Below are 12,073 nucleotides of genomic sequence, written 5' to 3'. Positions count from 1 at the left end.
GCGGCTCAACTACTTATCTCGGCCGCGGCCCGGTCGAGGTCGGTGGCCAGCACGTCCTCACGGAAGGCGCACAGCTGGAGCGTCATGCGGGCCGCGCCGGTCGCCCCGACCACCAGCCGGGTCGGCGTCCCGTGGTCGTTGAGATCACCGATCAGGGCGTCGAGCAGGCGGACCCCGGCGCTGTCGAGGAACGAGACGGTGGTCAGGTCGATCAGCACCTTGCCCGCCTTCTCGATCCGCTGGACGATCGCCTTGCCTATCTCGGGCGCGTTGGCCAGGTCGATCTCGCCGGTCAGCGAGACCAGCTCGGCGTCGCCGAACTTCGAGAAGGTGACCCAGCGCTCCAGGTCGCCGCGCGGCACGGGCCGGCCGCCCCGGGTGTATTCCATCAGCCGGCCTCCCGCCGGCTGCGCCGCATGGTGACCGTGGTGCCGTCGCTGCGGTCGAACAGCACCTGGTCCATCGACTCGCGGATCAGCTGCAGACCACGGCCGCGGGCCACGTCGCTGACCGCGCCCCGCCACGTGCCCCGGTCGGTCACCCGCACCTCCACGGCGTCGGCGGTCGCGGTGGCGACCACGTCGATCATGCCGAACGGGTCGTCACGGTAGCCGTGCTCGATCGCGTTGGCAACCGCCTCGGAGCAGGCCAGCAGCACCGCGTCGCGGCACTCGGGCTCGATCTCGTGGGCCACCAGCCAGGCCCGCAGATCGGCCCGGAGCAGGGCGATCTGCATGCGGTCGGCGCCGATCGTGCGCTCGATGCGCTCCTCGGTGCCGAGCGTCAGGCAGAGCATGCACACGTCGTCGCTGTGGTCGCGGCCGACCAGGGTGTCGGCCAGGGTGGCCGCCAGCCCCTGCAGCGGCGCGTCCCGCCGGCGCGCGTACTCGCGGGCCAGCAGCTCGAAGCCCTTGTCGATCGGGCGGGTACGGCGCTCGATCAGCCCGTCGGTGTAGAGCAGCATGCGGCTGCCCGCGGGCAGGCGGCGGCGGTGCTCGGTGCGTACCTTGTCGCCGGCCTTGGAGCCCAGCGGCGCCGAGCGGCCCTGCAGCAGGTATTCCGGCGAGCCGGCCGGCTCTTGCAGCAGCGGTGGCAGGTGCCCCGCGCACGAATAGACGATTTCACCGTCGGCCAGGTCGACCTCGACGTAGGCCACGGTGGCCATGCGGGCCGACTCGACCCGCTCGACGAACCGGTCGAGCCCCCCGATGAGCTCGGCCGGGCCGGTCGCGTTGGAGGCGAGGGCGCGGACCGCGCTGCGCAGCTGACCCATCGTGGTCGCGGCCTCTATGCCCCGGCCGACCACGTCACCGACCACGACGGCCAGCTTGTCCTTGGTGATCATGAAAGCGTCGAACCAGTCGCCGCCGACCTCGAGGTCGTGCGCGGCCGCCTGGTAATGGGTCTCGACCGCGAACCGGCTGTCGCCACCGGGCAGGTCGCCGGCCAGCAGGCTGCGCTGGAGGGTGCGGGCGATCTGCCTTTCCTGCTCGTAGAGCCGGGCGTTCTCGAGCGCGAGCCCGGCCCGGTCGGCCAGCTCGACCAGGAAGGCCTGCTCGGCCGCGATGCCGCGCCGGTTGGTGGTCATCCGCAGGGCCAGCGTGCCGAGCACCAGCCCGCGAGCGGTCAGCGGCAGCACCGAGCAGTCGAGCTGGTCGCCCTCGGCCGCGAACACGGGCTCGCCGCTGGCCGCGACCTTGCCCAGCCGCTGGGTCAGCAGCTCTTCGTCGGGGCGGGGACCGCCGCCCTGCTCGACCAGCGGTGGCGTGCCCACCTGGAGGCGGATCTCGGCCCAGTCGGCGATCTCGGGCACGACCCGGTCGATCAGCCGGCGGGTGCGCGGCAGCAGCCGGTGCAGCTCGTCGAGCGACCGGGTGGTCTCGGCCAGGAATCTGGCCCGGTCCTCCCGGCGGCGCAGCTCGTCGTAGAGCCGGGCCCGGTCGAGCGCCTGGCCCGACTGCTGGCCCAGCAGCCGGACGACCCGCAGCTCACCGTCGGTCAGCTTGCGCTCGCCCTTGAAGCTGAAGGCCAGCACGCCGAGCGTCTCGAGGGTGGAGTGCTCGTCGGTCGGGCCGGTGGTCAGCGGCAGCAGCACCACGGTGTTGCGGCCCGAGCGGCGCATGTTCTCGACCAGGTCGGGGAAGTGTTTGCGGGCCTCGGCGACCGAGCCGACCACGTGCAGGTCGCCGCGCTCGGCGACCCGGGCCACGGCCCGCTCGGACGTGCGGGGCATGTCGTCCCAGTTGCCGGTGGTGGGGTCGGTCGAGGCCACCGCGTAGATGACGTCACGCTCGTCGTCGACCAGATAGATGCTGCTGCTGGCCGCGCCGAACGCCGACTCGGGAGCCCGCACGACCGCCTCGGCCACCTCGGCCTCGGTCGGCGCGGCGGCCAGGTCGGCCACGATCTGCTGCAGCACCCGGACCCGGCGCTCGGACGCCTCGGCGATCTGCCGGGCCAGCAGCAGCTCTTTCTCGTACTGCCGGCGCTCGGTGGCGTTGAAGACGGTGGTGCGGATGGCCCGGGGCTGACCGGTGTCACCGCGGGCCAGCACCGAGTTGACCAGCAGGGGCAGCTGGCGCCCGTCCGCGCAGACCAGGTCGAAGGCCAGCTCGTGCACCTCGTCCTGCATGCGCAGCAGCGGGGCGTAGTGGGTCTCGTGATAGATCTGCCCACCGGAGGTGAGCAGGTCACGGAACCGGCGGTGCCCGACCAGCTCGCCCCGGGCGTACCCGGTCCAGCTCAGGAACGTCTGGTTGACCCGGACGATCGTGCCGTCGGGAAGCGTGGTCAGGTACCCGCACGGCGCGTGCTCGTACAGGTCGTCGGGGTCTTCGTCCCAGGGCGGCCGCAGGTCCTGCGTCACGTCCGGCCCACCAGAGTCACTCACGGTCCGCCGCTTCTAAAGCCAGGCCTTCATGGCGTCGATGGTTTCCTCCGGGGCGCTCAGGTTGGGGCAGTGCCCCGTCGCGTTGAGGTGCACCAGAGTGCTCCCGGCGGTGTGCTTGTGAACGTAGTCGCCGACCGCGGTCGGAGCGATCACATCATCGGAACACTGGAGGATCAACGCGGGCGTCCGCAACTTGAGAAGGTCGTCGCGGTTGTCGGACAGGAACGTGACCCGCGCGAACTTCTTGGCGATCTCGGGATCGGTGCGGCAGAAGCTGTTGGTCAGCTCGTCACCGAGCTCGGGCCGCTCGGGGTTGCCCATGATCACCGGCGCCATCGTGCTCGACCAGCCGAGATAGTTGCTGTCGAGCGAGACCAGCAGCGAATCGATGTCGCCCTTGTTGAAGCCACCCACGTAACCCTCGCCGGGCTCGTTGATGTAGCGCGGGGACGGGCCGACGAGCACCAGGCGGGCGAACCGCTCGGGCTCCTTGATCGCGGCCAGCACACCGATCATGGCGCTGACCGAGTGGCCGACGAAGACGACGTCCCACAGGTCGTGCTCGTGCAGGATCTCGAGGATGTCGTCGGCGTAGCCGCCCAGCGTTGAATGGCGGGCGTCGTCGTAGGCCGACAGATCGGACTTGCCGTTACCGACGTGGTCGAAAAGGACGAGCCGATGAGAGTCCACGAAGGCCGGGGCGACCAGGCGCCACATGTTCTGGTCGCAGCCGTAACCGTGGGCGAAGACCATCGGCTGACCGGTGGGGTTTCCGGTCAGAGTGACGGCGTTTCTCTGTGTCGTTCTCATGTCCCGGTAACCATACGGCTCCAGAGCGTCTTGCACATCGCCCTGGTTGTCCGGCATTTGTACGCCGAAACCGGCCTCAAGACAGAGGCTGGAGGTGGCACACCGCCTCTAACCTGGGAGTTGACCGCCTCGCCGGGAATCTTGCCGGCAGTGAAGGAGATCGACGGATGGCCGAGGAGCAGCCGGAGGAAACTCAGCCGGCGGCCGGGGTGCCCGACCCGACCCGGCTCGACAACGGTTCCGAACCCTCCACCGTGGACGCGCCGGCTCGCTGGAGCGGCTCCGCGGTCGTGCCCGACCCGTCGCCCAAGAAGTCGTGGTGGCGCCGCGACACCGAACCGCCGCCGGTCGAGGAGGAGCACTGGGCGACCACGCCGGCCGTCGACCCGTGGGCCGACCAGGACACGCCGTGGGACCCGCTCACCTTCGAGACCGCGACCCCACTTCCGGCCGAGGCGCCCCCACCGCCGCCGACCCGCGTCGAACAACCGGCCGCGCCCCCGCCGCCCTCGACCCGCGTCGAACAACCGGCCGCGCCCCCGCCGCCCCCGACCCGCATCGAGCCCCCGCCCGCGCCGAAGCCCGAACCCGCGCCCAAGCTCTCGAAGAAGGAGCGCAAGCGCCTCGAGAAGGCAGCGACGGCCAACCGCCTGCCGGTACAGGCCCGCCCGCCGGCGCCGCCCGCACCCCCGCCCGGCCCGATCGTCCACGGCCGCCGGCTCCCGGCCCCGCCGCCCTGGGCCCAGCCCCAGCCGAAGCGCCCGCTCCCCCCGCCCCGCCGCAGGCGGCGCTGGGGCCGCCGCCTGGCCCTGCTCAGCCTGCTCGGCGTGGTCTGCTGCTGCGGCCTGCCCTTCGCCTGGTTCCAGTGGCCGAGCGCCCGGCAGTACCCGGTCAGCGCCGCCCTCCCCGAGTCGTTCGCCGACCTGAAGCTGCGCGACACCGAGCAGGCCGGCCCGAACGGCTTCGCCGGCGTCTACCGCGACGCCCGCGGCAAGCGGGTCACGGTCATCGGCGAGACCGGCTTCCGGCTCACCCCGGGCTCCGACGTCCGCGGCCGCCTCGACCAGGCCACCTCCGAGTACAGCCTCAAGAACGTGCAGACCTTCGACCTCGGCGAGACCGGCGCCCACCAGAGCTGCGGGGTGGGCCGCGACAACGGCACGTCGGTCGTGGTCTGTGCCTGGGCCGACCACGGCAGCCTGGCCACCGTGCTGCTCACCCGCCGCTCGGTCACCGACAGCGCCGACCTGGTCGCCCGGCTGCGGGAAGAAGTGCTGAGTCCCGGTTGACCGGCCCCGGCCCGGGCACGATGGCGGGATGACCCGCCGCTGGCTGTTCGCCGATCAACTCGGCCCGCACTTCGTCGACACCCCGGACCAGCCGGTGCTGCTCGTGGAGTCCAAGGCGGTGTTCCGGCGGCGGGTGTTCCACCGCCAGAAGGCGCATCTGATCCTGTCCGCGCTGCGCCATCGGGCCCAGGACGACGGCGTACGGCTGATCCGGGCCGACACGTACGCCGAAGCTCTGACCGAGGACGTCACCGTCTGCCACCCCACTTCGCGGGCCGCGCGCGCCCTGGTCCAGCGGCTGAAGCAGGTCACCGAGGTGTTGCCGCCGCGGGGCTTCGTGACCGCGCCGGGCGACTTCACGGCGTGGGCGCACGGGCGTGAACACCTGCGGATGGAGGACTTCTACCGCGACGCCCGGCAGCGCCACGGCATCCTCATGGAGGACGACGAGCCGGCCGGCGGCCGGTGGAACCTCGACGCCGACAACCGGGAACCTCCGCCGCGCGGCGCCGAGCGGCTCGACGTGCCCGCTCCCCCGGCGATCGTCGAGGACGAGATCGACGAGCGGGTGCGGGCCGACCTCGATCGGTGGGAGCGCGAGGACGGCATCGAGTTCGTCGGCCGCGACGGCCCGCGGATGTTCCCCGCCACCCGTACGGAAGCTCTGGCTCGCCTCCGGCATTTTGTGACCCACCGGCTGCCCACCTTCGGCCCGTACGAGGACGCCATGCTCACCGGCGACCCGGTGATGAGCCACAGCCTGCTCAGCGCCGCGATCAACCTCGGCCTGCTCGATCCGCTCGAGGTCGTCGAGCGGGCCGAACAGGCGTACCGGAAAGGCGAAGCCCCGCTGGCGAGCGTGGAGGGTTTCGTGCGGCAGATCATCGGCTGGCGGGATTTCATCTGGCACTTGTACTGGTATTTCGAGCCCGGTTACCGCGCCTCGAACGAGCTCGGCGCCCGCAAGCAGCTGCCGCGCTGGTTCGCCGAGCTGGACGCCGACGCCGTCGAGGCCCGGTGCCTGTCCGACGTGCTGGCCGGGGTGCGCGACCGCGGGTGGGTGCATCACATCCCGCGGCTGATGGTGCTGGGCAACTACGCCATGCAGCGCGGCTGGCGGCCCGGCGCGGTGGCCGACTGGTTCCACCGCTCGTTCGTCGACGGCTACGAGTGGGTGATGACGGCCAACGTGATCGGGATGAGCCAGTACGCCGACGCCGGCCGGATGAGCACCAAGCCGTACGCCTCGGGCGGCGCCTACATCAACCGGATGAGCGACTACTGCGGCGGCTGCCGCTACGACCCCAAGGTGCGGGTCGGCGACCACGCGTGCCCGTTCACCGCCGGTTACTGGGCCTTCCTGGCCCGCAACGAACCGCAGCTGAACGGCAACTACCGCATGCGGCAGCCCCTGAACGGCCTGGGCCGGCTCAGCGACCTCGACGCCCTGGTCGAGCAGGAGAAAGCGCGCGGCTCGCGCGCGCCATAGCTATTCCTTGGGTGGCTTGGCCGGGGCGTAGCGCCCGACGTACTCCTGACCGGTCAGCTTCTGGATCTCGGCCATGACCTCGTCGGTGAGCTGGCGCAGCGAGGTGCGGTCGTCGGCCCGGCCCACGGTCGGGATCGGCGCGCCGAACTTCACGGTGACGACGCCGCGGGCCGGCTTGGGGATGAGCTGGCCGATGGGCTGCACCTTGTCGGTGCCGAGCATGCCGACCGGCACGACGGGGACCCCGGCCGCGACCGAGAGCCGGGCCACCCCCGTACGCCCCCGGTAGAGCCGGCCGTCGGGCGAGCGCGTGCCCTCGGGGTAGAGCGCGATGGCGTCACCGGCCTTGAGCACCGGGATGGCGCCGTCGAACGCGGTCAGCGCGTCCCGGCCGCCGCCGCGGGCGACCCGGATGGCGCCCAGCCCGTGCATCAGCCGGCGGTTGAACCAGCCCTTGACACCGGTGCCGTCGAAGTACTCCTCCTTGGCCCAGAACGCGAGGTGCCGGGGCACCACCGAGCCGAGGAAGAGCTCGTCGGCGACCGAGAGGTGGTTGCCGGCGAAGATCACGCCGCCCGAGCGGGGGATGTGCTCGAGGCCCTCGACGTGGGGACGCCAGCCGAGCATCATCGCGTTGCCGACCGTGAACTTGCCGATCGTGTAGAGCAGCGGCAACTGAGGTTCCTCCGGGGACAGGCGTGCGCACGGAAAATGTGGGGAGCGTCGGTCAGGTTATCGGACGCCATCTCGGAAGTCCCTGCCGATCCGGCCGACCGGCCCGGACATTCATCACAGATGCGTGGATTATCCGGACCGGCCGCCGTTTTCAGACCGTCTTCGCGACCTGAACTGTTACCTGATCTCCGTCGCCGGCCTCGCCCGCGAAGCCCTCGGCGCCCGCCTCGGCCAGCGTCACCGAGGTCGCCAGCGTCTCGCCGCCGACGAACTCGCGGTGCGCCTCGACCGCGTCCCGCACCGCGCCGGCGGCCGACACGACGAGCGTGATCCGGTCCGAGACGTCGAGGCCGGCCTCGCGCCGGGCCTGCTGCACGACCCGGATCACGTCGCGGGCCAGGCCCTCGGCCGCGAGCTCGGGGGTGACCGCCGTGTCGAGCACGACGACGCCCGCGCCGCCGGGCAGCGGGGCCGAGTTCTCGACGTCGGCCGCGACCAGCTTGAGCTCGTACTCGCCGTCCTGCAGGGTGACGCCCGCGGCCACCGGGGCGCCGTCGACCAGCTGCCACTCGCCGGCCTTGACCGCCTTGATGACCTGCTGCACCTGCTTGCCGACGCGCGGGCCGAGCGCCCGCGGCACGACGGTGAGCACCTGCTGGGACGAGGCGGCGACGTCGTCGGTGAAGACGACCTCCTTGACGTTGACCTCGTCGGCCACCAGGTCGCTCAGGCTCCGCAACTTCACCGCGTCGGTGGTGGCCACGGTGAGCTTGGCCAGCGGCAGCCGCACCCGCAGGGCCCGCGCCTTGCGCAGCGAGAGCGCGGCCGAGGCCACGTCCCGGATCGCGTCCATCGAGGCGACCAGCTCGTGGTCGGCCGGGAACGAGGCCGCCTCGGGCCAGTCGGTCAGGTGCACCGAGCGGCCGCCGGTCAGGCCGCGCCAGATCTCCTCGGTGGTCAGCGGCGCGAGCGGCGCCACCACCCGGCACAGCGTCTCGAGCACCGTGGCCAGGGTGTCGAACGCGTCGGCGTCGCCCTGCCAGAAGCGGTCGCGCGAACGGCGTACGTACCAGTTGGTCAACGCGTCGAGGTAGGACCGGACCGAGGCCGCCGCGCCCGAGATATCGTACTCGTCCATCTGGTTCTGGACGTCGGTGACCAGCTCGCCGGTCTTGGCCAGGAGGTAGCGGTCGAGCAGGTGCCCGGAGTCGGTGCGCAGCCGCGCCTCGTGACCGGACGCGTTCGCGTACAGGCTGAAGAAGTACCAGACGTTCCACAGCGGCAGCAGCACCTGGCGCACCGAGTCGCGGATCGCGACCTCGGTCACCGGCATGTCCCCGCCCCGCAGCACCGGCGACGACATCAGCATCCAGCGCATCGCGTCCGAGCCGTGCGTGTCGAAGACCTGGTAGACGTCCGGGTAGTTGCGCAGCGACTTGGACATCTTGCGCCCGTCCTCGCCGAGCAGGATGCCGTGGCTCAGGCAGTTGCGGAACGCGGGCCGGTCGAACAGCGCCGTGGCCAGCACGTGCATGGTGTAGAACCAGCCGCGGGTCTGGCCGATGTACTCGACGATGAAGTCGCCCGGGTAGTGGTGCTCGAACCAGTCCTTGTTCTCGAACGGGTAGTGGACCTGGGCGAACGGCATCGACCCCGACTCGAACCAGCAGTCGAGCACCTCGGGCACGCGCCGCATGGTCGACCGGCCGGTCGGGTCGTCCGGGTTCGGCCGGGTGAGCTCATCGACGTACGGCCGATGAAGGTCTTCGATCTTGACCCCGAAGTCGCGTTCGAGATCCTCGAAGGAGCCGTAGACGTCGACCCGCGGGTAGTTCGGGTCGTCCGACTTCCAGACCGGGATCGGCGAGCCCCAGAACCGGTTGCGCGAGATCGACCAGTCGCGGGCGTTGGCCAGCCACTTGCCGAACGAGCCGTCCTTGATGTGGGCCGGGGTCCACGAGATCTGCTGGTTGAGCTCGACCATGCGGTCACGGAACCTGGTCACGGCCACGAACCACGACGACACCGCCTTGTAGACCAGCGGGGTGTCGCAGCGCCAGCAGTGCGGGTACGAGTGCGTGTAGCCCTCGTGCCGCAGCACCTTCCGCTCCTCCTTGAGGCGGGCGATGATCGGCTTGTTGGCCTCGAAGACCTGGGTGCCCTGCCAGTCCGGCACGAGCGCGGTGAAGCGGGTGTGCTCGTCGACGGTGACCACGGTCGGGATGCCGGCCGCTTTGCAGACGTTCTGGTCGTCCTCGCCGAAGGCCGGGGCCTGGTGGACGACGCCGGTGCCGTCCTCGTCGCTGACGTAGTCGGCCGCGAGCACCTGGAACGCGTTCGGGCCGCCCTGCTCGACCAGGAAGTCGAACATCGGCGTGTACCGGCGGCCGGCCAGCTCGCTACCTCGCACCGTGCCGACGTGCACAAAACCTTCAAGCTCTTTCCCGTACGCGGCAACGCGCCCCGCCCCGAGGATGATCTTGCGGCCATCCTTCTCGAGCACCGCGTATTCGATCTCCGGGCCGACCGCCAGCGCCAGGTTGGACGGCAGCGTCCACGGCGTGGTCGTCCACACCGCGATGTCCTCGCCCGTCTTCAGCCGGAACGTGACCGTCAGGGCCGGATCGGTGCGGTCCCGATAGACGTCGTCCATCCGGGTCTCGGTGTTCGACAACGGCGTCTCGCACCGGAAGCAGTAGGCCAGAACCCGGAAGCCCTCGTAGACCAGCCCCTTCTCATGCAGCGTCTTGAACGCCCACATGACCGACTCCATGTAACTGGGGTCGAGGGTCTTGTAGTCGTCGGCGAAGTCGACCCAGCGGGCCTGCCGGGTGACGTAGCGCTCCCAGTCCTTGGTGTAGGCGAGCACCGACGTCCGGCAGGCCTCGTTGAACTTGTCGATGCCGAGCTCGACGATCTGCGCCTTGGTCGTGATCCCCAGCTGCTTCTCGGCCTCGACCTCGGCCGGCAGCCCGTGGGTGTCCCAGCCGAACCGGCGCTCGACCCGCTTGCCGCGCATGCTCTGGTAGCGCGGCACCAGGTCTTTCACATAGCCGGTGAACAGGTGGCCGTAGTGCGGCAGCCCGTTGGCGAACGGCGGGCCGTCGTAGAACACGTACTCGTTGCTGCCGTCGGCCCCGGCCGGGCGCTGCTCGACGGACGCCTCGAAGGTCTTGTCGGCCGTCCAGTGCTCGAGCACCGCGCGCTCGACGGCGGGCAGGTCGGGGCTGGCCGGCACGCCCGTGGCGTCGGTGTGCTGCGGATAGGCCATCGGTGGTGCTCCTCGCAGTCGTGTCGGACTGCGAGGACGAGCCCGAAGCCTACTGCCGAGGATACCGGCCCGTCATGGCCGCAATGTCGTCGACCACAGGCTCACGCCGTCGCGGTCGCGCAGGTGCACGGTGAACGCCTTGGTCTCGGCGTCGATCTCGACCTCGCCGAAGTGCTGGAAGCCGTCGGCGGGCGAGGTGAAGGGCACCGGCGGGGCGTGCACGAAGACCGCGCGCGGCCCGAACGTGCGGTCCAGCGGGAACGGGCCGAACGCGCCCGCGTGGGCCGGGCCGGCGACGAACTCCCAGAACGGCGTGAAGTCCTGGATCGCCGCCCGGGCCGGGTCGTAGTGGTGGGCCGCGGCGTAGTGCACGTCCGCGGTCAGGAAGACGATCCCGGTCACCCCGTGCCGGTGCGCCCTCTGCAACACGTCGGCGAACTCGAGCTCGCGGCCCTTGGGCCGGCCGTGGTCGCGCTGGGCCACGCCCTCGTACGCCCCCGGCTCGTCCGGCACCACGAGCCCGAGCGGCGTGTCGTTGGCGATCACCTTCCAGGTCGCCCGGGAGCGGGTCAGCCCGTCGATCAGCCAGGCCCGTTGCGCCGCGCCGAGCAGCCCGCGGCGCAGGTCGGCGTACCGGTTGCTGCTGTTCGCGTCCTTGAACGTCCGCATGTCGAGAACGAAAAGATCGAGGAGCGGCCCGTACGAGAGCTTGCGGTAGACCTTTGTCGACGACGTCGGCACCCACTCGTGGTACGCCTGCCGGGCCCGCGCGGCCAGCACGTCCACCCGCTTCTCGGCGTACCGGTCGTCGTCGAGGATCTCGCCCGGGTACCAGTTGTCGGCGACCTCGTGGTCGTCCCACTGATTGATCTGCGGCACCTCGGCCACGAACCGCCGGTACACGTCGTCGAGCAGGTTGTAGGCGTACTGCCCCCGGTGTTCCCGCAGCGTCTCGGCGACCTTGGCCTTCGCGTCGGTGACCAGGTTCCGCCACACCCGGCCGCCGGGCAGCGTCACCACCGGCGCCAGCGGCTCGTCGGCATAGACCGTGTCCCCGCTGTGCAGCAGGAAGTCGGGACGGCGGCGCCGCATCGACTCGAAGAGCTTCAGCCCGCCGTACGCCGGATCGATGCCCCACCCCTGGCCGACCACATCACCCGTCCAGACGAACCGGACGTCCCCGCCGTGGGCCAGCCGCACCGACCCGTCGACCGGCGCGCCGAACAGACCCGGCCGGTCCAGGCTCTCGGCCCGCACCTGGTAGTGGAGCCGCTCCCCCGCGGGCAGCCCGCCCAGCCTCAGCTTGCCGGTGAAGCCGGTCTCCGGGGTCACGACGGGACCGCGGACGTCCCGGGCGCCGATCCGCACCCAGAGCCGGGCCGGTCGGTCGGCCCGGCTCCAGATCACGGCCGTGTCGCCGGTCGGGTCGCCGCTCTGCACCCCGTGCGTCAGCTCGGGCCGGTCACGAGCCCGGGACAGCGCGGGCGCGCTGCCCGCCAGCATTCCCACACCGCCCACAACACCGAGGCCGAACAGCCCCCGCCGCGAAATCTCCATACGCGCCCGAATCCTAGACCCGCGGCCCGGCGACAGACGCACCGGCGAACTCCGGCCCCGAAAGTCGTTTCCGCCGGCCCCTAGAATTCGGG

At 71.2% G+C, this 12,073-nt stretch carries 8 protein-coding genes; 2 read left to right on the top strand and 6 right to left on the bottom strand.

The features are described 5' to 3' along the window. Positions 1 to 5: 5 nt before the first annotated feature. From M1L60_RS42150 to M1L60_RS42140, 3 genes are read right to left on the bottom strand one after another with little or no spacing between them, the layout of a single operon-like run. Complete coding sequence (locus M1L60_RS42150; protein WP_253243218.1) at positions 6 to 389, bottom strand: STAS domain-containing protein; 384 nt, start codon at positions 387 to 389, stop codon at positions 6 to 8. Beyond that, positions 389 to 2,890, bottom strand: a complete 2,502-nt coding sequence (locus M1L60_RS42145; RefSeq protein WP_253243217.1) for a SpoIIE family protein phosphatase — start codon at positions 2,888 to 2,890, stop codon at positions 389 to 391. Before M1L60_RS42145 ends, M1L60_RS42150 begins: the two co-directional genes overlap by 1 nt. Positions 2,891 to 2,902: 12 nt before the next feature. Next, positions 2,903 to 3,700 carry an alpha/beta fold hydrolase gene (locus M1L60_RS42140; protein ID WP_253243216.1) on the bottom strand — a complete coding sequence of 266 codons (798 nt, stop codon included), beginning with the start codon at positions 3,698 to 3,700 and terminating at the stop codon, positions 2,903 to 2,905. A 167-nt stretch (positions 3,701 to 3,867) separates the two neighbouring features. On the opposite strand from M1L60_RS42140, the gene M1L60_RS47630 reads away from it, so the two are divergent. Next, entirely contained in the window at positions 3,868 to 4,989 is a 1,122-nt protein-coding gene (locus M1L60_RS47630) for a hypothetical protein (RefSeq protein ID WP_274622931.1), read from the top strand. Positions 4,990 to 5,017: 28 nt separating this feature from the next. Then, positions 5,018 to 6,478, top strand: coding sequence for a cryptochrome/photolyase family protein (locus M1L60_RS42125; protein WP_253243213.1), 1,461 nt, complete (start codon positions 5,018 to 5,020; stop codon positions 6,476 to 6,478). On the opposite strand, the gene M1L60_RS42120 is transcribed toward M1L60_RS42125, so the two are convergent. The 3 genes from M1L60_RS42120 to M1L60_RS42110 all read right to left on the bottom strand — a co-directional run bounded on the left by M1L60_RS42120 (position 6,479) and on the right by M1L60_RS42110 (position 11,981). Next, the gene (locus M1L60_RS42120; protein ID WP_253243212.1) at positions 6,479 to 7,153 is read right to left on the bottom strand and encodes a lysophospholipid acyltransferase family protein; all 675 of its coding nucleotides are present in this window, start codon (positions 7,151 to 7,153) and stop codon (positions 6,479 to 6,481) included. 151 nt (positions 7,154 to 7,304) lie between these two features. Further along, complete coding sequence (gene ileS, locus M1L60_RS42115; protein ID WP_253243211.1) at positions 7,305 to 10,424, bottom strand: isoleucine--tRNA ligase; 3,120 nt, start codon at positions 10,422 to 10,424, stop codon at positions 7,305 to 7,307. 72 nt (positions 10,425 to 10,496) lie between these two features. Beyond that, on the bottom strand, positions 10,497 to 11,981 hold the full coding sequence (locus M1L60_RS42110) for an alkaline phosphatase D family protein (RefSeq protein ID WP_253243210.1): 1,485 nt from the start codon (positions 11,979 to 11,981) through the stop codon (positions 10,497 to 10,499). Positions 11,982 to 12,073 lie beyond the last annotated feature (92 nt).

The sequence above is a fragment of the Paractinoplanes aksuensis genome, from assembly GCF_024137025.1.
Taxonomy (GTDB): Bacteria; Actinomycetota; Actinomycetes; order Mycobacteriales; family Micromonosporaceae; genus Actinoplanes; species Actinoplanes aksuensis.
Note: the sequence above shows the minus strand (reverse complement) of the source record. Positions and strands in the feature narration are given on the sequence as shown.

Bases quoted from the DNA above. Each gene is read 5' to 3' on its own strand.
- M1L60_RS42150 (WP_253243218.1), bottom strand. From the start codon at position 389: ATGGAATACACCCGGGGCGGCCGGCCCGTGCCGCGCGGCGACCTGGAG.
- M1L60_RS42140 (WP_253243216.1), bottom strand. From the start codon at position 3,700: ATGAGAACGACACAGAGAAACGCCGTCACTCTGACCGGAAACCCCACC.
- M1L60_RS47630 (WP_274622931.1), top strand. From the start codon at position 3,868: ATGGCCGAGGAGCAGCCGGAGGAAACTCAGCCGGCGGCCGGGGTGCCC.
- M1L60_RS42125 (WP_253243213.1), top strand. From the start codon at position 5,018: ATGACCCGCCGCTGGCTGTTCGCCGATCAACTCGGCCCGCACTTCGTC.
- ileS (WP_253243211.1), bottom strand. From the start codon at position 10,424: ATGGCCTATCCGCAGCACACCGACGCCACGGGCGTGCCGGCCAGCCCC.
- M1L60_RS42110 (WP_253243210.1), bottom strand. From the start codon at position 11,981: ATGGAGATTTCGCGGCGGGGGCTGTTCGGCCTCGGTGTTGTGGGCGGT.